We start from the raw sequence: 21,779 nt of genomic DNA, 5'->3' as shown, positions 1-21,779 counted from the left end.
CCCGTATTAATCGTACGTCAGGTTAAAGATCATATGCGACTCCACCTCGCCGGTGCTGGTCGTCGGGCCATACTGATAAAAACGCGCGTGCAGCGGTATGGTGATGTAGCGGGTCTCCTGATTATTCAAGCGGCCGACGGTGTATTTCTTATTAAACTGCAGCGGGGAGCCATCCTTCAGCACCTGGATGCCAATGCCTTTCGCCATCCCGCTGCCGGCTTTTTCATTCAGCAAGGCGCCCATGGTAGCGGTAGTGCTGGTGGCCAGGGTACCGGAGAACGAGGTGCTAATGTTGGCATATCCCGTTTCACTCAGGCCGCCGCTGCACTGCAGGTCGATATTAAAATCCTTCCCGCCGGCGGTGGTGCCGACCCCTTTCAGGTCGGTGCGCCGGATGGAACCCACATCGACATTCATATTTTTCCCGCTCAGCACCGAACAGGAGGGCGAGACCACGGTGATGGCGTTGGCGCTCAGATAGGTTTCGAGGATCGGGTTACCGCCGCTCTCCCAGTCGTAGGAGGTGTACTTACCCGCCGCCAGGGTGCCGCTGCCGGTGGTAGCCGCAGTTTTGATAATCTGCAGCGTAAAGCGCGACCCTTCGAGGGAATAGTTGGTGGTGTTATATACCCGGGACGAAAAGACGTCGGGATAGACGATATTTACCGTTGCGCCGCCGCGGCTGAAACGCATGCCGATTCCCGGCACGTTGGTGGAGTAGATTTTATTTCCAAGGTCCGTGGCCCCTGGCGACACGATCTTCGCCGCAAAGCGGTTGGTGCCGGAAGTACAGCGATAGCTTGCCCCGCCGGGAGCGCTCATCGTCCAGTCGCGGGTAAGGATCACCGAGCCCACCGGCAGATCCGGGGGCACCACCACCCTGCCCACCACCATGTCCAGCATCACCGTTGGCGATGAGAGACGCGTACAGGAGGCCCAGGACGAGGTGGTTCCCAGCGCCATTAAGACGATAAAAAGCGTTAGTAATTTCCTCAGCGACATACGCTATCCTTTGTTGTTTGCTGTCCCAGATCCACCGAACACTGCCCGCCGCTCCACTTCACAATCGCGCGTTTGGCGTTCGCATCGCTGATAAACATCATGCTGCCCTGGCCGACAACGCCGATCTCCTTGCCGTCGGGGGAGAAAATACTTGCCGCAAACGGCAACGGCTCGTGGTTCGCCTGGCGCGCCTGCAGGGTGAGGTTGTTCTGCACCTTAGTGCCGAACGCGACCTTAACCACGCTGCCTTCCCACGGCACAACCTGCGCCACGGTGCGATCGAAGGCCACGTCGTCATGGCTGCCTTTCGGGTCGATTTCCACGGCGTTAATCCGGTACGGGCGCAGATACGGCAGGATGGCGTAACCATTGCTGTCCACACGGGTGCCCGGCGATCCCGGAAGCATCGCCCCGGCCGCGTCTTTGGCTTCAATCAGGGCCATCGTCGAGCCGCTTTCCGGTGAGAGCACCACGCCGCCGCTGTGGGCGATCATCGTCCCGCTGGCGCCAATGCCGCTCTGACGATAGCCTTCGCCCTGGCTGTAGCTGCCGTTGAGGGTGGTCCATGGCGTACGGTAGCTGCCGTTGAGCGCCACATCATGCTGACCGCCGGTGGCGGTGGTGGTCGACACGCCGTAGTTAAGGTTGTTTTCACTGTCCAGCGAACCGTTGATACCAATCTGCGAGCTGGCAAAGCGCGAGTTATTGAACGAGGTGTTCGACGTCAGGTTGGCGGTGCGGTTATCGCCAAACCACAGCGGGTAGCTGAAGTTGAGTGAAATACGATCGTCGCGACGATGACCGGAGCTGTCTGGCGTATAGACGCGCTGCGCGCTCGCCGACCAGGAGAGACGACCAAATGAATTGTTGTAGCTGACCTGATACTGCTTCTCGGTCCCGGAGCGGTTCCAGTAATCGGAGATACGGCCGCTGAGATAAAACCCGCCCCAGCCGTCCGGCAGGTTCTGGTTCACCGTGAAGGTCATGCCGTTTTTTTGCCGCCACAGGGTGTAGTTGCTGCGACTATTTTTTTCCTGATCGACGGCGTACAGCGCGTCGTTGAGGTTGTAATAACCTTTCGTCGAGTAGCGATACGCCGCCAACACGATGCTGGTCTGGGTATCGGTAAACATGCGGTTAAAGGTTGCGCGATAGCTCTGACCCGAGTCATCATGGGCATCGCTCTTCAACCGCGAATGGGTGACGTCAAAAGAGAGCGCGCCGATGCCGGTGTTCATCCCGGTCCCCACCAGGAAGGCTTGATAGTCGTCAAAACCGGTGACCCCGGTGTAGCCGGTCAACAGGTTGTTGATCCCGTGCTGCCAGGTCGCCTGATAGAGCATCGGCTTGTTGCGCAGCGCGCTGTCGTCCACTTTACCGGCGGAGAGCGCGTAGCGGGTCATGCCCGGGCGCAGCAGCTGAGCAACGGAGGCGTAAGGCACGCTAAACACTTCTACCGAGCCATCCGCTTCTTTCACCGAGACCTCAAGATCGCTGCCATAGCCGGAAGGATAGACATCCTGCAGGGTAAACGGTCCGGGCGGAACGGTGGTCTGATAGATAATATTGCTGCCCTGACGCACGGTGACGAGGGCGTTGCTCTGCGCCACGCCGCGAATTTCCGGAGCATACGAGCGCATGCCGTCCGGGAACATATTGTCATCGGTGGAAAGATTAACCCCGCGCAGACCGATGGTGTCGAAAAATTCACCATTGGTGAAAATCTGCCCGCCGCTGACGATGGAGTTGAGCTGTGGGATAGGGCGCTGGAGATAGGTCTGGTTGCTGTTCCAGTGCGCTTTACCCTGCTGCTGCTGCCAGTTCAGGTTGCCGATGTGCTTCAGCAGCCAGCCGTCCCACGACAGTCCGGCGTTGACGCCCAGATAGGCGCTGCTGTTATCCGACCCGCCCACCGAAGAGGTATGGCTGTTCCAGGCGTTCGCCATCCAGCCAAGATTGAGCGCGGTAATACCTTTGTCCCAGAACTCCGGGCTGACATAGTTTTTCAGGCGTTGATCTTCATAGATCTGCGGTACCGAAATGTTCAACCGCAGGGAGGACTGGACCAGGTTGTCTTTGACGTTTTCTTCGTTGCGCCAGGATTTGAGGCTACCGCAGTAGCCCTCCTGCTCGCTCAGCTGCGGATTGAGCTTTTCCGCCGCGATGCCATATTGGGCCAGCATCGCTTTGGTGTAGCAGACGCCCAGCCGACCATCTTTATCGCGCGCGATGCGTAAATCGTAGCGCCCTTTCCACTCGTCGTTGGTGTAGACGTCAAGGGAGTAAGTGCCTTCGGTAATCGCGCTGGTCGAAAAACGCGACAGATCGACCTTTTCGCGACTGCCGACAATAAAGCCGTCGTTAAACTGATATACCGTTCCCGGGTTTTCCTGTCCGCTGGAAAATGGCGGAAAGCAGCACAGCGCGATGGCGATCGCGGTGCTTAATCTTCCCGGGCAGAATGACCTCTGCTTCATTAGCTTTTCCCTTATTTAACGGCCACTTTCACTGCGACATCGGCGCCATAGTCATTAATGTTGTTAACGGTCAGGGTTTCGCCGCGGTTGACGGCGGAGGAGAGCGCCACCGTCTGGCTGGACTGCGGCGCCAGCATCACGGTTTTACTGTTCAGGGCTTTACCGCCGTCGCGGGAAATACGGCTGACGGTAATGTAGAACGGCGTCGGGTTGTTGATGGCGAGACCACTGCCGCTGGCGGTCAGGGTCAGCTTCTCGGCCGCCGCATCGCGGTTGCCCAGTCCGGCAGGACGATAAATAAATTTAAAGCGCGAACGGATCGCCAGCTGCAGCACGTTCTGGCCTTCATTTTTCTGATTGGCCACCACCGGCGGAATTTCCAGCAGATTCAGCCACCACAGCGTCTCTTTATCTTTCGCCAGACCGGCGCTGCTGCCGAGCTTAATACGCAGCGTCTGGCCGCTCTTGGCGTCAACGCGCGAAATCGGCGGGGTGATAATAAACGGGGTGGTAATGGTATCCGGTGTGGCATCGGCATCGCCGTTATCCAGCCAGGCCTGCGCCAGCGCCGGACGGTCGGCGTTATTTGAAAGCTGTACCGTTATTTCTTTTTCATTTCCTGGATAAATAAAGCGGGTACCGTTAACAATAATATTGTTGGCATGGGCCGCAAAACTAAAAATGAAACAGAAAAAAAGGGCAATACGCTTCATGCTGACCTCAGAATAAAAATACAAGCGGCGGACATTGCCGCTTTATTATTGTTATTAACTGCCCCATCGCGGGGCAGTTTTATTTTCTGACGGAATTACTGGTAAGTAATTTCGTAAGTCGCGTAGCTGTTAACCACACCGGTGGTTACCGTGGTCGGCGCGCTGGTGGCGTAGCCTACGTAGTAGGTGAAACGCGCGCCATCAGCTACAGCGGAAGCGTCGCCTTTCGCTTTCGGCTGAGTGCTGTCACCCGGGATGATTTTGTTGGTCAGCGCGGTAGCGTTGTCAGTAGACAGCACCAGCTGGATGTTCTGAGCACCGGAAGCTTCGGTGTTCGCCAGGTAGCCCTGTTGTTTGCTGGTTGCGCCAGCCAGCAGGTTACCGCCGGTCCAGTTCACGCCCAGTTTGCTTACGTCATCCTGTTTAGTGCCATCAGCAGCCTGGCAGTTAGAGACGTCAATGGTGAAAGATTTCGGTTTCAGGTAAGTATCCGCTGCTGCCGCTTTAACTTCAGTCAGGGTTACCGGAGACAGGTAAACGTTCGCATCGCTGCCCTGGCCGTTAACGGAAACAGTACAGGATACATCGGTAACTTTACCGAAGAAATTAACCTGGCCGCCGCCAACAGTGGTATCAGCTGCATGGGCAGCAGTCATGCCAAAAAACGCGGTTGCCATTGCTGCAGAGAGAAGAACCTTTTTCATTGCCATTTCCTTGTCAGAGTGAATTACGAATCAATGAGCACACTGTGAATTCGCATAGAACCAGAAACATCAGGCGATGCTGATTTATGCCACTGCTAATAGAATCTTCGACTGACCGGGAGCCGCAATATTTAAGGCGTCAGGTAACGAACCTAAAAATATAAGTTCGCTGGTGCTATCGGCGTCAAAGAATGCTATTTATTCGCCGACAAATATACATTTGTTCACGTTTCATTAAGTTATATAACAGATAACCATCGACTATTAATAAACAGTCATTGATAGATGAAAACGCGAGGGTGGTTGTTTACAGCGCAGCAAGCCTAACGCCAGAGCGAGAGAAAGTGACCGCAACAGCATGCAGAAAAAGCCCTCGGAAGGCCATCGCGATAAGTCTGAATCTGCCTTTGCGGTGGTGAAAACAGCACCAAACCATTCACACAACGAATGGTGAAAGCATGAATGAGGCGCATTCCTCTCCCTGAACAAGGGCAGCCCATGTGATCCCCCCTTTCAGAAGTAAATCATTAATTCATTGTTTTTAAATTAAAAAATAGATAAACGATCATGTTTACGCCATCAAACCGCCATAAAAATGTGATCTAAATCGCACTTTTTGCCACGCGCGTTATAGTTAGCAGACTTATTATAAGTCCATCGAAAGCAAACATGCTTTCCACCATAAAAGTTAAAAGGACAAACACCATGAAAAACGTAAAATTACTCGCCGCTGCCGGTATGCTCTCCCTGGTCTCTTTCGCTAGCTTCGCTCATCCGGTGAGCGTGACAGCAGACACCCTGGACAGCGCAGAAGCGAAAATCGCAACCATTGCGAAAGAACAAGGCGCTTCCTACCACATCACCGAAGCCTATACCGGCAACCAGGTCCATATGACCGCCGAGCTGTCTAAATAAGCGAATGGTTGCAGAGGGAGCTGCCGGACAGGCCGCCTGCGGGTGGCTGGTCTGGCTCCCGCCGCTCACCCCGCACGCAGCAATGTCGAGCCCCGTTACGGGGCTTTTTTCGTTTTTGCTCCCGCCGCCTGACGCGCCAGCGCGCGCTGGATAGACATCACGCTCGCCAGCACCACGATCAATCCCATCAGCGCCATCCCCTGGATCTTTTGTCCGAGGAATATCCATCCCAGTACCACGGCGGTCACCGGGCTCAGCAGACTCATCGCCGACACGGCCACCGGTGAGAGGCGGCCAATCCCCCGAAACCACAGGCCATAGGCCAGCATGGCGCCCGCCAGGCACAGCCACAGATAGCCGGCCGCCTGCAGCACTGTTACCTGATGCAAAGGAGGGTCAACGATCAGCGCCACCGGGGCCAGCACCACTCCACCGATCGTCAGCTGCCAGCCGGTCAGCGCGACGATCGGCAGGGAGAGCGCCCAGCGCCGGGAGAGCCAGGTGCCCAGCGCCATACTGATCGCCCCGAGAAACGCCGCGCCGATGCCCAGCGGGTCGAGGACGGTGTGCGGCGACAGCAGCAGCATGGCGATACCGAGTATGCCGGCGATGGCGGAGAACACCGCCAGCCAGGGCGAGCGCTGCCGGTCGACGCACCAGGCGAGGAGCATCACCAGCAGCGGCTGGATCGCGCCGATCACCGCCGCCAGCCCGCCGGGTAAGCGATAGGCGGCGATAAACAACAGCGCCTGAAACGCGCCGATATTTAAGATGCCGGTAACGATCAGCTTTGCCCATTCGCCGCGCTGCGGAAAACGACGGCTCCAGATCAGCAGGGCGATACCTGCCGGCAGCACCCTCAGCAGCGCAGCAATAAATGGGCGGTCAGGAGGAAGAAGCTGGGAGGTGACGATGTAGGTCGTCCCCCAGATAGCGGGCGCCAGCGCGGTGAGCAGCAGGTCGAGAATCAGATTACGTGAGAGAAAAGCCATGATTTTATCTTCACTTCAAGGTAAATTAGTGAGTGAAGTATGTACCGCCAAGTATCTTGATATCAAGACAAGTGAGCACTAATGGACAAATCACCGCCGATCGACGCCGTGGATCGCATCCTCGCCCAGTGGCAGCGGGAGCGGCCAGACCTCGACTGCAGCCCCATGGGGCCGATAGGTCGCCTGAAACGATGCGCTATGCTGCTGGAGCCGCAGGTGGAAGTGGCCTTTACGCGCCACGATCTGGTGCGCTGGGAGTTTGACATGCTGGCGACGCTGCGGCGCGCCGGGGCGCCTTTCGTACTTTCGCCCACCCAGCTCTTCTCCACGCTGATGATTACCTCCGGCACCATGACCCATCGTCTGAAGGCGCTGGAGAAACGCGGGTTTATTACCCGCCTGCCCAATCCGGAGGATGCCCGCAGTATGCTGGTCGCCCTGACCCCTGCCGGACGCGAACGGATCGATGCCGCAGTGGAAACCCACGTCGACAACGAACGGCAACTGCTGGCAGGACTCAGTGACGGTGAACGCCAGCAGTTGGATCAGGCGCTGCGGGTGTTGATGCGACTGCTGGAAACGGGCTAACAGCCAGCGGCGATAAAGTCGCCGTTGGCGCTGATCGGCACCACGCTGAAAAACAATCCCACGGCAAAGAGGATCAGCGCCAGACCGCCGAGGATCTTCATCAGCGGAACCAGCCAGGGCCGCGGGCGGTGATTCGTGGCCAATCGTTTGACCGTCCGATGGCGCGCATAGTGAACCAGTAGCGACAGACCGAGGATCGAGAGCGCGGTGCCCAGCGCCATGCTCATCACCGCGGCGATGCCCCAGCTAACAATCCCCAACGCGTTGGCGAATAATAAAATCATGATCGCCCCGCTACAGGGCCGAACGCCGATAGCCAGCACCACGCCAAGGCGCGTCTTCCAGTCAGCGCCCTGCAGATCCTGCCCCACGCCGTGATGGCCGCAGCCGCACGAGGCGTCATGCTGATGCGCTGGCGTCAGACGGCGAATCACCTGTTTTGCCGGCCACAGGCTTTGCAGAGCGCGAAAGATAACATAAGCCCCAAAGACGCCGATGGTCAGGGCGCTGATCTTCTCGACGTACCAGCGGCTGGCGCTAAGATCGCCGGCGGCCAGATTCAGCCCCACCGCAAGAATAAAGACGAAGAGTATCGCAGTGACGCCCTGCAACAGGCTGCCGAGAAAGGGCACCACCCGCGCCGCCGTCAGGCTCTCCTGATTGGTGCTCAGGTAGGTCGTCACGATAAATTTACCGTGTCCCGGTCCGACGGCGTGCAGCACGCCATAGAGAAAGGCCCCCACCAGCAGCCAGATACCGCCGCTGTACTGATGGTTATTCAGCAACAGAAGGTACATCACCAGATAGCGATGCAGGGTAATTTGGGTGGCGAGACACCACTGGAGAAAGTCACCCCAGTGGCTGTGCAAGGTGATAGCGGCGGCCAGCAGTAGAAGGCCGCCGCACCCGGCCGCCAGCAGGCGCCAGTCGCGGAGCGCAATCGGAGTCGTCATCGTTATACCATTGTAGTAAACGTAAACCGCCTGACAGCAACTTTACGACAGGCGAGCGAAGGTGTCAGCGCTGAAGGGTGAGGAATTTGTCGAAGCTGTTCACGGGATTGTACGTAGTCACCAGGCTCCGCATTATCTACCGATCGCTATCTTCCCGACACCGTATTAGCGCAGAATGCCTCAATATCTTGAGCATACCACAGCTATATCTTTTTATGCGTTATTGGTTACCAATACCTTTTAACAGGAATAATTACTCAAAAAATCACAGATAAAAATAAATAAGTTATTTCTTGGCGAGCATTTTTTGTCAGTTATTATGCTGCGCTTCCGGCAAGAATATTCTTTAACTGCTATTTATTGTACTCTTCAGCAGGATCACTTCCATGAAAAGAGGCTTACTTACCCTGGTTACTGCTGCCATCGCTTTCCGTACAGGCCACCTGGCGCAGCGACAAGCGCCAGGAGGCACGTGACGAAAAGTGGTGAACCGGCAGGCTTCGGCGTATCCTGGATGTGAGTCCTTCCCGCGCCGAAGCGAGCATTCCAACCCGCCGCCAGACCGTGTCGCAATACTTACCTGTCCTCTATACCTCCCATTGATATCTTCCTGTATACGTTGACCGTGACGAGTTTTCATCTCATTCAACCGCATGTACCAGATTAAGCTTACCCGTTGAAATACGGCGTAATGTGCTCTATTACAGACAATGCTATTATCACCAGGCTTTTTGCAGTATGGTTTAATCACTGTTGTAGTTTTGCAGTGAATGCTATCCAGACGACTTAAGGTTGTATTTTGTCTGAGAAATTTCTCATGCCATTCCCGAAGGTTGTCGGCGAGGGAGGCTGGTTTACTGGGGTGACATTGCCCAGTAAACAGGCAATCAATCATGACGGCATTGATAGCCGCCTTGCCGTGGCCGGAAGCCCAAGCCTTCATCATCATGCGGGTATCATCAAGAGGATCAGGGATGTACAGGACGTGGAAACCCCCAGGAAAGATTCATCAGTTCAGCCAGCTCACCCTTTCTTTACCCTTCAGATCGCGGCCTCTTATCGTTAGCAATGGAGCTAGCCCATGATACCGCTCGCGCTCGTAGCAAATTAAAACGTTATCACCACGCTGTTTCAAAATAAAAAGGCAGTCAAATTTAACAATGACCTGACGCAGGCTCGGAAAACCAAAAATATGCCTGCAATAAAAGGGAAAACCATGACGAATAACGCCGACATAAAAAAAAGGAACTTCCTGACTCAGAATGAAATTGAGTCTTTACTTAAAGCGGCCGATACCGGTCCTTATGCTGCACGTAATTATTGCCTGACGTTACTGTGCTTCATCCATGGTCTGCGCGCCAGCGAGATCTGTCGTCTACGAATATCGGATATCGACCTTGCTGCCCGATGTGTTTACATCCATCGGCTTAAAAAAGGGTTTTCGACTACCCACCCGTTGCTGGATAAAGAGATCTACGCCCTAAAGCGCTGGCTGGCCATTCGCAGCAGCTGGCCGCAGGCCGCCAGCGAATGGCTGTTTCTCTCCCGCAAAGGTAATCCCCTTTCCCGCCAACAGTTTTATCAGATTATCGCGTCCTCAGGGGGACTGGCGGGGCTGCCACTGGAGATCCACCCGCACATGCTGCGGCACTCCTGTGGCTTTGCGTTGGCGAATATGGGGATCGATACCCGCTTGATTCAGGATTATCTCGGGCATCGCAATATCCGCCACACCGTCTGGTATACCGCCAGCAATGCGGGACGCTTCTATGGCATCTGGGACAATCCCCGTGACAAACAGCGATCGTCGCTGATCCAATAGCCTTGACGCCATGGATGGCGTTGTATCGCGAGCGGTCGACAAATTAAAATATTCATGATTATTAACCCTGCGTTAATTAGGATTACTGTTCCCACAAGTTCTTATTTAATCCTTATGACTGAGAGTTAATATAACCCTGCGTTTACTCAGGAATAAGACTGGGTATTTATTGGTGGGAAAAAATTTCCGCGGCTGTGTTTTTAATAACGGCTGGTAGTGAAAAATATCCTTTCATTTTATATACCTGGCGGCAACCCGCACAGATACTATTGAGCCGATGATTAAAATCTTTAAAATTAAGAATTATCACCCGACGATATTTTTAGTGTCTGGCAATGTAATATGTTATCAATTCATGATTAATCATCTTCACCCTGTACCGTTTTAGCATTACAGAACCTATTTCGTCATGGCGTATGGTTTCGCTGTGACGGTCATTCATACCTATTTTCAGGAGCAACTATTGTGAACCGACGTCGTTTTCTAACCGCCAAAGAAGTTCAGGCCATGATGCAGGCTGCTCGTCAGGGCCCTACCGGCGAACGGGACTACTGCCTCATTCTGCTGGCCTTTCGCCATGGCATGCGCATTAGCGAACTGCTGGATCTGCATTATCACGATCTGGATCTCCATGAAGGGCGGGTTAATGTGCGGCGATTAAAGAATGGTTTTTCGACGATTCATCCACTGCGTTTTGATGAGCGCGAGGCGATTGAGCGCTGGAGCCTGGTCCGTGCCGGCTGGAAAGCGGCGGACAAAACGGACGCACTGTTTATCTCCCGCCGCGGCACCGCGCTCTCCCGCCAGCAGGCGTATCGTATTATTCGCTCCGCCGGGGAAAATGCGGGTACCGTCACGCACACTCACCCCCATATGCTGCGTCACGCCTGCGGCTATGAACTGGCGGAAAGAGGGACAGATACGCGTTTGATACAGGATTATCTAGGACATCGCAATATTCGTCATACAGTACGTTACACCGCCAGTAATGCGGCACGTTTCGCTGGCATCTGGGAAAGAAATAATCTTTTAGAGGAAAAAGACCAGAAGACGAAAAATGAAATAACTGATTGATTTTAAATAATTAAAAAAATAACGAACAGGTCAATTGGGGCCAAACTGTTTATATCATAAAAATGTTTTGACATATTTTGCAACTCACTGCGCCATATTTCCGCAAAAAAAATCATATCTAATTGATTATTATCTATTTTTAAACCTGCAATTACTCAATTTTCTCTAACCATATCTCTGCTGCACCGGCGATCCGTCGCCAACGCCATCGCTTTTCCTTTCGCACCCCCTCCCACCACACCAGATTATATTACCATAAAAACCAAATTTGGCAGAATTTAAAACCACAGAATACCCAATTGACACAAAATACAGATCATTTATCCCAACGAGTCAAAATGGCCCCAATTGTCTCATCGGTTGGGCGAAAACTGTGCAGAGCCGGCAGCCGGACCACTCGGCTGAAATCTGAAATGCCTGGAAGGCACAACGGCTGCCAATCCGGTTCGTTATTTCGACATCGTTCAAAGGAAAACAGTATGAAAATCAAAACACTGGCAATGATTGTTGTGTCAGCCCTGTCACTGAGCTCCACGGCAGCTCTGGCCGATACCACCACGGTCAACGGCGGGACCGTGCATTTTAAAGGAGAAGTCGTTAATGCGGCCTGTGCGGTGGATGCCGGCTCTATCGATCAAACCGTTCAGTTAGGCCAGGTGCGTTCCGCGAAACTGGCCACGGCGGGGAGCACCAGTTCGGCCGTCGGTTTCAACATCCAGCTGGATGATTGCGACACTACGGTAGCCACCAAAGCGTCCGTCGCCTTCGCCGGTACGGCCATCGACAGCAGCAATACCACCGTTCTGGCCCTGCAAAACTCTGCCGCTGGCAGCGCAACCAACGTCGGCGTGCAGATCCTCGACAATACCGGTACGCCACTGGCACTGGACGGCGCCACCTTCAGTGCTGCGACCACGCTGAATGACGGCCCCAACATCATCCCGTTCCAGGCACGTTACTACGCGACCGGCGCAGCGACGGCTGGTATAGCGAACGCGGATGCCACGTTCAAAGTGCAGTACGAGTAAGACCCGAGTCAGGCAGGGAAGCTATTCGGGCCAGGAGGGCCCGCTCTCTATTTTCAACCGGAGTGAAACGATGCAGGGAATGAAATCTGGTCTGCTGCTGCTACTGCCTCCGCTGGCGCTGGCCGGTAATCATTGGAACGTCACGCTGCCGGGGGGCAGCATGCGTTTTCAGGGCCTGATAATGGCGAGCTCCTGCCGCGTCGAAGCCGGCGATCGGCAGATGACGGTCAATCTGGGGCAGATCAGCAGTAATCGATTTCATGCTGTCGGCGAAGACAGCAACCCAATCCCTTTCGCGATTCATTTACAGGATTGCAGTACGGCGGTCAGCCAGCATGTGGGTGTGACCTTTCACGGCGTGGCTGATGGAAAAAACCCCGACGTGCTGTCGGTGGGTGAAGGTCCGGGGATCGCCAGTGGGATCGGTATTGCGCTATTCGACAGCCAGGGCCAGCAGCTCCCGCTCAATCGTCCAGCGGATCGCTGGATATCACTCTACCGCGGACCGACGACGCTAAATTTCGTCGCCAAATATCGGGCGACCGGACGCCAGGTCACCGGCGGTGCAGCCAATGCCCAGGCCTGGTTCTCATTGACCTATCAGTAATTAATCCGCAGACAAACAGGACAACACGGTGAGCAGACAAGGAGATAATGTGAGAAAAACGGCAACGATGGCGCATGGCTTACTGGCAGGATGTGTGCTTTTCGCCGCCAGTATCTTTAGCGCCAGCGCGCAGGCGGGCGTTGCGCTTGGCGCGACCCGGGTTATCTACCCGGCGGGACAGAAGCAGGTCCAGCTCGCGGTGACCAATAATGATGACAACAGTACCTGGCTTATTCAGTCATGGGTGGAAAATGCCGATGGTCAGCGAGACGGCCGGTTTGTCATCACTCCTCCGTTGTTTGCCATGCAGGGTAAAAAAGAGAACACCCTGCGCATTATCGACGCCACCAATAACCAGCTGCCGCAGGATCGGGAAAGTCTGTTCTGGATGAACGTGAAGGCGATCCCTTCGATGGATAAATCAAAGCTCAGCGACAATACCCTGCAGCTGGCGATTATCAGCCGCATCAAGCTCTACTACCGTCCGGGAAAACTGGCCCTGCCTCCGGATCAAGCGGCGGAAAAGCTGACCTTTAGCCGTAGCGGATCGTCGCTGACGCTGACGAACCCCACCCCCTATTACCTGACGGTGACCGAACTGAACGCCGGGACACGCATTCTGGAGAACGCCCTCGTACCGCCGATGGGCAAAACCAGCGTCAAGCTACCCGCGGATGCCGGGAACACCATCACCTATCGCACGATTAATGATTACGGCGCGCTGACGCCGAAAATGAATGGCGTGCTGCGCTAACCCAGAAGCGCCCCGCCGCGCGGGACACGCTGCGCATGACCAGAAGCAATGACAGCCGGGCAACGTCGGACCGGAGGGATAATGTCACATCGGAAATATGGACTGGATCATTTAGGTTGCCGAACTGCCCGGCGCCTGGTATCTCCGGCGCTGGCGCTGTGGCTCTGCTCACAGCCGTTTGCCGCGCGGGCGGACCTCTATTTTAACCCCCGCTTTTTAGCTGACGATCCGGCGGCGGTGGCTGACCTGTCGGGATTTGAAAAAGGCCAGGAGGTTCCGCCAGGCACCTATCGCGTCGATATTTATCTCAACAATGGTTTTATGACCACCCGGGACGTCACTTTCCAGGCCGATGCCCAGGGTCACGGTCTGTCACCCTGCCTGACGCGCGGCCAGCTGGCGAGCATGGGTGTGGATACTGGTCGGGTGCCGGGCATGGCGACGCTGGACAGCACGGCCTGCGTGCCGCTGACCACGCTTATCAGCGAAGCTACCACACGCTTCGACGTCGGACAGCAGCGCCTGTACCTCACCGTCCCCCAGGCATTTATGGGTAACCATGCGCGCGGCTATATTCCGCCGGAGCTGTGGGATAACGGTATCACCGCCGGGCTGATAAACTATAACTTCACGGGCAATAACGCCCATAACACCACAGGTGGCAGCAGCCGTTACGCCTATCTGAATCTACAGAGCGGCCTGAACATTGGCGCCTGGCGTCTGCGCGATAACAGCACCTGGAGCTACAGCAGCGGCGGTAGCACCTCATCCAACGAGAATCGCTGGCAGCACGTTAACAGCTGGCTTGAGCGGGACATCACGCCTCTGCGTTCGCGACTCACCCTAGGGGACAGCTACACCAACGGCGATGTCTTCGACGGGATCAACTTCCGCGGCGCCCAGCTGGCCTCCGACGACAATATGCTACCGGACAGCCAGAAAGGCTTTGCGCCGGTGATCCACGGGATCGCCCGCGGCACGGCGCAGGTGTCAATCAGGCAAAACGGCTACGAAATCTACCAGAGCACAGTGCCGCCGGGACCATTTACCATCGACGATCTCTACGCCGCGGGCAATGGCGGCGATCTGCAGGTCACGATCAAAGAAGCGGATGGCTCCCGCCAGGTCTTCAGCGTGCCCTGGTCAACGGTGCCGGTTCTCCAGCGTGAAGGCCATACCCGCTTCGCCCTCACCGCCGGGGAGTACCGCAGCGGCAACAGTCAGCAGGAAACGCCCGATTTTTTCCAGGGCACGGCCATGCATGGCCTGCCGGCAGGCTGGACGCTCTACGGCGGCACCCAGCTGGCAGACCGCTATCGCGCCTTTAACCTTGGGGTGGGGAAAAACATGGGCTATTTCGGCGCCCTGTCGCTGGATATCACTCAGGCCAACGCCACCCTGGCTGACGACAGCGAACATCAGGGGCAGTCGGTGCGTTTTCTCTATAACAAATCCCTGGATGAGACCGGCACCAACCTGCAGCTGGTGGGCTACCGCTACTCTACCCGCGGCTATTATAACTTTGCCGATACCACTTACCGCCGGATGAGCGGCTACAGTGTGGAAACCCAGGACGGCGTTATCCAGGTAAAACCGAAATTTACCGACTACTACAATCTGGCTTACAGCAAGCGCGGCAAGGTGCAGCTGAGCGTGACTCAGCAGTTGGGGCGCACCGCCACCCTCTATCTCAGCGGTAGCCACCAGACCTACTGGGGCACCGACGATGCCGATGAGCAGCTGCAGGCCGGCCTCAACGCCGCCGTGGACGATATCAACTGGTCGCTAAGCTACAGCCTGACAAAAAACGCCTGGCAGCAGGGGCGCGATCAAATGCTGGCGATCAATATCAATATCCCCTTCAGCCACTGGCTGCGTTCCGACAGCCGCTCGGTCTGGCGGCACGCCAGCGCCAGCTACAGCCTGTCGCACGATCTCAATGGCCGCATGACCAATCTGGCGGGCCTGTACGGCACCCTGCTGGAAGACAACAACCTCAGCTATAGCGTGCAGACCGGCTATGCCGGCGGCGGCAACGGCGACAACGGGAGCACAGGCTACACCGCCCTCAACTACCGCGGCGGCTACGGCAACGCCAACGTCGGCTACAGCCGCAGCGATGGCTTTAAACAGCTCTACTACGGGGTCAGCGGCGGCGTGCTGGCGCACGCTAACGGCATCACCCTGAGCCAACCGTTAAACGATACCGTGGTGCTGGTGAAAGCCCCCGGCGCCGGCGGCGTGAAAGTGGAAAACCAGACCGGGGTACGCACCGACTGGCGCGGGTATGCCGTCCTGCCTTATGCCACTGAGTATCGCGAAAACCGGATCGCGCTGGATACCAACACCCTGGCGGACAATGTCGACCTTGACGATGCGGTGGTCAGCGTGGTGCCCACCCATGGGGCGATTGTCCGCGCCAACTTTAACGCCCAGGTAGGGATGAAGATCCTGATGACGCTGACCCATCGCGGCAAACCGGTGCCGTTTGGCGCCCTCGCCACCGGCGACAGCAACCAGAGCGGCAGCATCGTCGCGGACAACGGCCAGGTCTACCTGAGCGGGATGCCGCTGGCGGGCAAAGTGCGGGTGAAATGGGGCGATGGCCCGGACGCTCAGTGCGTGGCCGATTACCGTCTGCCGCCGGAGAGCCAGCAGCAGGCGCTCAGTCAGCTTTCGGTCGCGTGCCGCTAAGGAGATCATGATGAGAACACTGCAGTATCTGCTGGGCGCCCTGTTTACCCTGGGCGCGCCGGCTGCGCTTGCCGCCGATAGCACGATCGCCATCAGCGGCTATGTCCGCGATAACGCCTGCGCGGTAGCCGGCGAATCGAAGGATTTTACTGTCGATTTACAGGATAACGCCGCGAAGCAGTTTTATGCCGTTGGGGCGACGACGCCGCCGGTGCCGTTCCGCATCGTGCTGTCGCCCTGCGGCACTTCCGTCACCGCGGTGAAAGTCGGTTTCACCGGCGTGGCGGACAGCGTCAACACCAGCCTGTTAAAACTCGATGCCGGGACCTCGGCGGCGGCAGGAATGGGGGTGGAAATTCTCGATCAGCAGCAGTCCCGGCTGCCGGTCAATGCGCCGTCATCCACCATGACCTGGACCACGCTGACCCCGGGCCAGACCAATATTCTCAACTTTTACGCCCGGCTGATGGCCACTCAGGTGCCCGTCACCGCCGGGCATGTCAATGCGACAGCAACATTCACCCTGGAATTTCAGTAAGCGGAGGCTGAAATGAAATGGACTCATGTGGGCTGGCTGCTGGCCGGCCTGTTAACCGCGAGCGCTTCCCTGCGGGCGGCCGACGTCACTCTCACCGTCAACGGCAAGGTGGTGGCCAGACCCTGCACGGTTTCCACCGTCAATGCCACCGTCGAGCTGGGCGATCTCTATACCTTTAGCCTGATCGGTGCGGGCTCGGCATCGGCCTGGCACAGCGTGGCGCTGGATCTGAGCAACTGTCCCGTGGGTACTTCACGGGTGAAAGCCACCTTCAGCGGAACGGCGGACAGCACCGGCTATTACAAAAACCAGGGAACGGCGGGCAATATTCAGCTCGAACTGCAGAACGAGGACGGCACCACGCTGAACAATGGCAGCAGCCAGTCGGTACAGGTGGATGAGGCCAGCCAGTCCGCTCGCTTCCCGCTGCAGGTCAGGGCGCTGTCCGTCAACGGCGGCGCCACGCAAGGCACCATTCAGGCGGTGATTAACGTCACCTATACCTACGCCTGAGCCAGGAGAGCATCATGATGAAAAAAATAATCCCCCTGTTCACCACCCTGCTGCTGCTGGGCTGGTCGATGAACGCCTGGTCCTTTGCCTGCAAAACGGCCACCGGGGCGACGATTCCCATCGGCGGCGGGTCAGCCAACGTCTACGTTAACCTGACCCCGGCGGTGAACGTCGGGCAAAACCTGGTGGTCGACCTCTCCACGCAGATTTTTTGCCATAACGACTATCCGGAAACTATCACCGACTACGTGACCCTGCAGCGCGGATCCGCCTATGGCGGTGTGCTGTCGAGTTTTTCAGGCACCGTGAAATATAACGGCACCTCTTACCCGTTCCCGACCACCACGGAAACCGCGCGGGTGATTTATGATTCACGGACCGATAAACCCTGGCCGGCCGTCCTGTATCTGACGCCGGTGAGCACTGCCGGTGGAGTGGCCATCACCGCAGGATCGTTAATCGCGGTGCTGATCCTGCATCAGACCAACAACTACAATAGCGACTCCTTCCAGTTCATCTGGAACATTTACGCCAACAACGACGTGGTGGTCCCCACCGGCGGCTGCGACGTCTCCGCCCGCGATGTCACCGTCACCCTCCCCGACTACCCGGGATCGATGGCCGTGCCGCTCACCGTCCACTGCGCGCAAAGCCAGCAGCTGGGGTATTACCTCTCCGGCACCACCGCGGACAGCGCCAACGCGATCTTCACCAATACCGCCTCCGCCTCGCCGGCGCAGGGGATAGGCGTTCAGCTGACGCGCAACGGCAGCGCCGTCCCGGCGAACAGCACGGTCTCGCTGGGCACCGTCGGCACCTCGCCGGTCAACCTCGGCCTGACGGCCACCTATGCCCGGACCACAGGCCAGGTTACCGCCGGCAACGTGCAGTCGATCATCGGCATCACCTTTGTCTATCAATGATGACCGATTATATCCTCTCGCCCTGCTCGCTGGCCGCCCGCGGGTTGAGCCAGCTGATGCTGAACGCCGCGAAGCGGCCCGTTGAGCTGCCGGTCGAGGGCGTGTCCCTGCGCGAGCTGGCCGCCGTGAAGCGGATCGTGGTGTATCTCCCTGACGATCCCCTGTGGATGCTCACCACGCTGCGCCAGGCGGCAAGGCTACTCGACGAGGCCTTGCCGCCGTTACCGATGTTGATTCTGAGCCGCAGCCCGGCCATCTGGCTGTGGCAAACGCTGCTCTATCAGGTGAGTCATCCGGATCGTCTGCGCAACGTCCATACTGCCCCCGCCGATCTGTCCTGCGCGGAGCTGGCCCATCGGCTGGAGAATGCGCCGCGGCTTGAGCGGCTTGCCAGCGAAGCCGCCCTGATCCACGGAAAACGGGTCGTCGGGTTGACCCACGCCGAGCTCAAGGTGATCCTCGCCCTGCTGCAAGGGCAGACGATAGGCGAGCAGGCCCAACGTCTCGGATTGAGCCAGAAAACGCTCTACACCCAGCGGCTGGCTGGGGTGAAAAAGCTGGTGGAATGTCATCCGCATCTGGCCCCCCGCTTTCCGCGCACGCTGCTGCCGCGCTCACCCGCAAACGCACTGACGGCGTTTGAACAGGAATGGGTACAAGCGATTCACGATCGCCAGGTCTTCCCGGTTTTTCAACCTATCGTCGATAGTCGCTCACAGCTACAGGGGGTGGAGATCCTGATCCGCTGGCGCCACCGCGGCCAGGTACTTCACCCCCAGACCTTTCTGCCGCACTTCCGCGCCGACTACACCTGGCTGCTGCTTACGGCCTTTGTTCTGCAGGAGGCCGTGCAGAATATTAATGAGTATCCAGGCACCTTCTATTTTTCGGTCAACATACCCTCCTCGCTCGCCGACAGTGACAGCCTGCTGCGGATGGTGGAAGCCGCTCGCCAGCAGCTTCGGCAGCCAGAGGGCGTGACAAGGCTGGTGCTGGAATATGCTGAAACTATCGATTTTAGCCATCAGAGCCGCTCCGCCGCCCACGTGGCGCAGCTGCAACGTGCTGGCGTGCGCGTGATGCTGGACGACTGCTTTTCTCAGGGGAGCGTTATCTTTCCGGCGCGTCGACTGCACTTCAATGCGTATAAACTGGATATGAGCGTCGTCAACGACGCCCAGCACGATCCAAAGGCGCTTGCGCTAATAAAAAGCCTGGCCTACTACTGCCAGTTAAGCGGCAGCCGCTGTGTGGCGGAAGGGGTGGATTCACTGGCGAAATTTACGCAGTTAAAATCGCTGGGGATTGATCGCTTCCAGGGCTATCTGTTTTCACCACCGATGCGGCGCGAACATCTCCCGGATCTGATCCGCCGCTTTTCCCACCAGCGCGATCCGGCGAAACGTTGAGGGTGCGAGAAAAGCGCACCGGTTAGCACCGGTGCCGGTACGTCATGCGCGAATATCGTCGTATTCGCGGGTGTTATCGAATTCATGTTTGGCAAACGGGCAGAGAGGGATAATCTTCCGCTGCTCCTGGCGCATTTTTTCCACTACCTTCGCCACCAGCTGTTTCCCCACGCCCTGGCCTTTCAGGCTGGGATCAACATCGGTATGTTCGATAATGCTGAGGTGTTCGCCGGTGGGAACAAAAACAATCTCCGCCACCTGGTTTCCCTGCGCGTCGTTAACATAAAATTTGTTATGCCCTTCCAGTATTTCCATCTTCTCCTCGCTTATTTATGACGATATTGCAGAGCGCCGCTCGGGCAGGTATCAATCACGTTTACCACCGTCGCGACATCCACTTCATCCGGGATAATCCACGGCTTACGCTTCAGGTTGAAGAGCTTCGCGCTGCCGCGCACGCAGTTCCCGGAATGCTGACAGATCGCCGTATTAAAGTAGACGTCGATTTTCTCCCCGGTGTAGGCCCGGTAGCCGGCTTCCAGTAATTCCTTATCCATGACATTGCCTCGGTCGTTTTTATCTTTCAGGCTAAGCATAGCCCTCGCCGTGGCGGCTGACTATGCGCAAGCGCGGGAATTGACGCCTCACATCATGCTCTCCCATCGCGCAAGGATCCCGCAGTCAACGATCGGTTGACTTTCATTCCCGCAACGAGGCGATTACACTCATGACACACTGGTATGATCACTCAGGGATGTTCCATTGAATCATATTGCCACCATCGCCCGCCCGGCGCGGTTACTGCTCGTCTTGCCGCTTTCCGGCTGCTCACTTTCGCCAGAGATCCCGGTATTGGGCGCTGCTTTTCCCGGCTGGTTTTTCTGCTTACTGGGCGGTGCGTTTTTACTGATCCCCTGCCATATCCTGATTACCCGTAAAGGCTGGCAGCCGCGCTTTTCTCCCCTGGTCTTCAGCTACGTCGCGCTGATGTTCCTGTTCGCCACGTTGCTGTGGTTTCTGTTTTTTGTTCACTGATCGCTTATGACAACTTCCCGCACTTCCCTGTTACGCAAAAAGTGGCCTCTGCTGGCGCTGGTCCTTGCCGCCATCCTGGCGCTGATCCTCGTTATCTGGCAGTTGCAAACCTCGCCGGAGACCAATGACGCCTATGTCTATGCTGATACCATCGATGTAGTGCCCGAGGTCAGCGGACGCATCGTGGAGATGCCCATTCGCGATAACCAGCGGGTGAAAAAAGGCGATCTGTTGTTCCGCATCGACCCCCGCCCCTATCAGGCAATGCTCGATGACGCGAAAGCCCGGCTGACGACCCTCGACGCGCAGATCATGCTGACCCAGCGCACCATCAAAGCGCAAGAGTATAACGCCCAGTCGGTGGCGGCCGCCGTCGAGCGCGCCAGAGCGCTGGTTAAGCAGACCACCTCCACGCGTATCCGCCTTGAGCCGCTGGTGCCGCAGGGGTTCGCTTCCCAGGAAGATCTCGATCAGGCGCGCACCGCTGAGAAAGCGGCGCGGGCGGAGCTGGAGGCCACGCTGCTGCAGGCCAAACAGGCTTCGGCGGCCGTGACCGGCGTGGATGCCATGGTGGCGCAACGCGCCGGGGTCCTGGCGCAAATCGCCCTCGCTGAACTGCATCTGGAATTTACCGAAGTGCGCGCGCCGTTCAACGGCGTGGTGGTGGCGCTGAAAACCACCGTCGGCCAGTACGCCTCGGCGCTGAAGCCGGTCTTCACCCTGCTGGATGACGACCGCTGGTATGTGATCGCGAACTTCCGCGAAACCGACCTGAACAACGTGCGCCCCGGCGTGGCGGCGCGGATCACCGTGATGACCAACCACAACCGGACCTTTAACGGGGTGGTGGATTCGGTCGGCTCCGGGGTCCTGCCCGAAGGTGGGAGCGTCATCGAAGGGCTGCCGCTGATCCAGAAAAGCATTAACTGGGTCCACGTCTCGCAGCGCTTCCCGGTGAAAATCGCCGTCAGCGATCCCGACCCGGAACTGTTCCGCATGGGCGCCTCGGCCAGCGCCGTGCTGCAGCCGTAGCCGGGC

23 protein-coding genes are annotated in these 21,779 nt (G+C 57.2%); 15 read left to right on the top strand and 8 right to left on the bottom strand.

The genetic code is table 11. The features are described 5' to 3' along the window. Positions 1-6: 6 nt before the first annotated feature. The 4 genes from mrkD to mrkA form a co-directional block, all read right to left on the bottom strand. Positions 7-1,002 (bottom strand): type 3 fimbria adhesin subunit MrkD, encoded by a 996-nt coding sequence (gene mrkD / locus KHQ26_RS16080; RefSeq protein ID WP_002916123.1) that lies wholly within the window; start codon positions 1,000-1,002, stop codon positions 7-9. After that, positions 993-3,479, bottom strand: a complete 2,487-nt coding sequence (gene mrkC / locus KHQ26_RS16075) for a type 3 fimbria usher protein MrkC (protein ID WP_000813718.1) — start codon at positions 3,477-3,479, stop codon at positions 993-995. The genes mrkD and mrkC overlap by 10 nt, the downstream gene beginning before the upstream one ends. 11 nt (positions 3,480-3,490) lie before the next feature. Continuing rightward, positions 3,491-4,192 (bottom strand): type 3 fimbria chaperone MrkB, encoded by a 702-nt coding sequence (gene mrkB, locus KHQ26_RS16070; RefSeq protein ID WP_004211921.1) that lies wholly within the window; start codon positions 4,190-4,192, stop codon positions 3,491-3,493. A 95-nt stretch (positions 4,193-4,287) separates the two neighbouring features. Further along, positions 4,288-4,896 (bottom strand): type 3 fimbria major subunit MrkA, encoded by a 609-nt coding sequence (gene mrkA, locus KHQ26_RS16065; RefSeq protein WP_002916128.1) that lies wholly within the window; start codon positions 4,894-4,896, stop codon positions 4,288-4,290. A gap of 705 nt (positions 4,897-5,601) precedes the next feature. On the opposite strand from mrkA, the gene KHQ26_RS16060 reads away from it, so the two are divergent. Then, positions 5,602-5,811 (top strand): DUF1471 domain-containing protein, encoded by a 210-nt coding sequence (locus tag KHQ26_RS16060; RefSeq protein WP_002916131.1) that lies wholly within the window; start codon positions 5,602-5,604, stop codon positions 5,809-5,811. Between the two features lie 95 nt (positions 5,812-5,906). Here the strand turns inward: KHQ26_RS16060 and KHQ26_RS16055 are convergent, their stop codons facing one another. Continuing rightward, positions 5,907-6,803, bottom strand: coding sequence for an EamA family transporter (locus tag KHQ26_RS16055; protein ID WP_032410527.1), 897 nt, complete (start codon positions 6,801-6,803; stop codon positions 5,907-5,909). Positions 6,804-6,884: 81 nt separating this feature from the next. Between KHQ26_RS16055 and KHQ26_RS16050 the strand changes: the two genes are divergently transcribed. Then, a complete protein-coding gene (locus tag KHQ26_RS16050; protein WP_020805182.1) occupies positions 6,885-7,391 on the top strand; it encodes a MarR family winged helix-turn-helix transcriptional regulator in 507 nt (168 codons plus the stop codon). Here KHQ26_RS16050 and KHQ26_RS16045 read toward each other — a convergent pair. Further along, the gene (locus KHQ26_RS16045) at positions 7,388-8,344 is read right to left on the bottom strand and encodes a nickel/cobalt transporter (protein WP_023301274.1); all 957 of its coding nucleotides are present in this window, start codon (positions 8,342-8,344) and stop codon (positions 7,388-7,390) included. The two genes, KHQ26_RS16050 and KHQ26_RS16045, sit on opposite strands and share 4 nt — an antisense overlap. Positions 8,345-9,161: 817 nt before the next feature. Between KHQ26_RS16045 and KHQ26_RS26230 the strand changes: the two genes are divergently transcribed. The 11 genes from KHQ26_RS26230 to KHQ26_RS15995 all read left to right on the top strand — a co-directional run bounded on the left by KHQ26_RS26230 (position 9,162) and on the right by KHQ26_RS15995 (position 19,706). After that, a complete protein-coding gene (locus KHQ26_RS26230) occupies positions 9,162-9,410 on the top strand; it encodes a hypothetical protein (RefSeq protein ID WP_002916186.1) in 249 nt (82 codons plus the stop codon). Positions 9,411-9,560: 150 nt separating this feature from the next. Continuing rightward, positions 9,561-10,166, top strand: a complete 606-nt coding sequence (gene fimB, locus KHQ26_RS16040) for a type 1 fimbria switch DNA invertase FimB (protein WP_004151951.1) — start codon at positions 9,561-9,563, stop codon at positions 10,164-10,166. Between the two features lie 465 nt (positions 10,167-10,631). After that, positions 10,632-11,240 carry a type 1 fimbria switch DNA invertase FimE gene (gene fimE, locus KHQ26_RS16035; RefSeq protein ID WP_002916189.1) on the top strand — a complete coding sequence of 203 codons (609 nt, stop codon included), beginning with the start codon at positions 10,632-10,634 and terminating at the stop codon, positions 11,238-11,240. 479 nt (positions 11,241-11,719) lie between these two features. Beyond that, a complete protein-coding gene (fimA, locus tag KHQ26_RS16030) occupies positions 11,720-12,268 on the top strand; it encodes a type 1 fimbrial major subunit FimA (RefSeq protein WP_002916190.1) in 549 nt (182 codons plus the stop codon). Between the two features lie 70 nt (positions 12,269-12,338). Beyond that, positions 12,339-12,875 carry a fimbrial protein gene (locus tag KHQ26_RS16025; protein ID WP_004174507.1) on the top strand — a complete coding sequence of 179 codons (537 nt, stop codon included), beginning with the start codon at positions 12,339-12,341 and terminating at the stop codon, positions 12,873-12,875. A 67-nt stretch (positions 12,876-12,942) separates the two neighbouring features. Then, the gene (locus KHQ26_RS16020) at positions 12,943-13,629 is read left to right on the top strand and encodes a fimbria/pilus periplasmic chaperone (RefSeq protein WP_004144024.1); all 687 of its coding nucleotides are present in this window, start codon (positions 12,943-12,945) and stop codon (positions 13,627-13,629) included. 81 nt (positions 13,630-13,710) lie between these two features. Then, positions 13,711-16,323: a fimbrial biogenesis usher protein gene (locus tag KHQ26_RS16015; RefSeq protein WP_009308599.1), complete on the top strand. Its 2,613-nt coding sequence runs from the start codon at positions 13,711-13,713 to the stop codon at positions 16,321-16,323. 10 nt (positions 16,324-16,333) lie between these two features. Beyond that, a complete protein-coding gene (locus KHQ26_RS16010) occupies positions 16,334-16,861 on the top strand; it encodes a fimbrial protein (protein WP_004185520.1) in 528 nt (175 codons plus the stop codon). Positions 16,862-16,888: 27 nt separating this feature from the next. Continuing rightward, entirely contained in the window at positions 16,889-17,374 is a 486-nt protein-coding gene (locus KHQ26_RS16005) for a fimbrial protein (RefSeq protein WP_004229447.1), read from the top strand. Positions 17,375-17,391: 17 nt separating this feature from the next. Next, positions 17,392-18,297 carry a fimbrial protein gene (locus KHQ26_RS16000; protein ID WP_004151788.1) on the top strand — a complete coding sequence of 302 codons (906 nt, stop codon included), beginning with the start codon at positions 17,392-17,394 and terminating at the stop codon, positions 18,295-18,297. After that, positions 18,294-19,706: an EAL domain-containing protein gene (locus tag KHQ26_RS15995; RefSeq protein ID WP_211777924.1), complete on the top strand. Its 1,413-nt coding sequence runs from the start codon at positions 18,294-18,296 to the stop codon at positions 19,704-19,706. The genes KHQ26_RS16000 and KHQ26_RS15995 overlap by 4 nt, the downstream gene beginning before the upstream one ends. Positions 19,707-19,748: 42 nt before the next feature. Here KHQ26_RS15995 and KHQ26_RS15990 read toward each other — a convergent pair whose 3' ends face one another. Further along, positions 19,749-20,021 carry a GNAT family N-acetyltransferase gene (locus KHQ26_RS15990; protein ID WP_002916201.1) on the bottom strand — a complete coding sequence of 91 codons (273 nt, stop codon included), beginning with the start codon at positions 20,019-20,021 and terminating at the stop codon, positions 19,749-19,751. Positions 20,022-20,032: 11 nt separating this feature from the next. Then, positions 20,033-20,263 carry a 4Fe-4S mono-cluster protein YjdI gene (gene yjdI / locus KHQ26_RS15985; RefSeq protein WP_002916202.1) on the bottom strand — a complete coding sequence of 77 codons (231 nt, stop codon included), beginning with the start codon at positions 20,261-20,263 and terminating at the stop codon, positions 20,033-20,035. 205 nt (positions 20,264-20,468) lie between these two features. Between yjdI and KHQ26_RS15980 the strand changes: the two genes are divergently transcribed. Further along, a complete protein-coding gene (locus KHQ26_RS15980) occupies positions 20,469-20,741 on the top strand; it encodes a YtcA family lipoprotein (protein WP_002916204.1) in 273 nt (90 codons plus the stop codon). 6 nt (positions 20,742-20,747) lie between these two features. Next, the gene (gene mdtN / locus KHQ26_RS15975; RefSeq protein WP_004174502.1) at positions 20,748-21,773 is read left to right on the top strand and encodes a multidrug transporter subunit MdtN; all 1,026 of its coding nucleotides are present in this window, start codon (positions 20,748-20,750) and stop codon (positions 21,771-21,773) included. The last annotated feature ends 6 nt before the right edge of the window (positions 21,774-21,779 follow it).

The sequence above is a fragment of the Klebsiella sp. 10 genome (genome assembly GCF_018223925.1).
GTDB classification, from domain to species: Bacteria; Pseudomonadota; Gammaproteobacteria; order Enterobacterales; family Enterobacteriaceae; genus Klebsiella; species Klebsiella pneumoniae.
The sequence above is the reverse complement of the archived record's forward strand: the minus strand, read 5'-3'. Positions and strand labels throughout refer to the sequence as shown.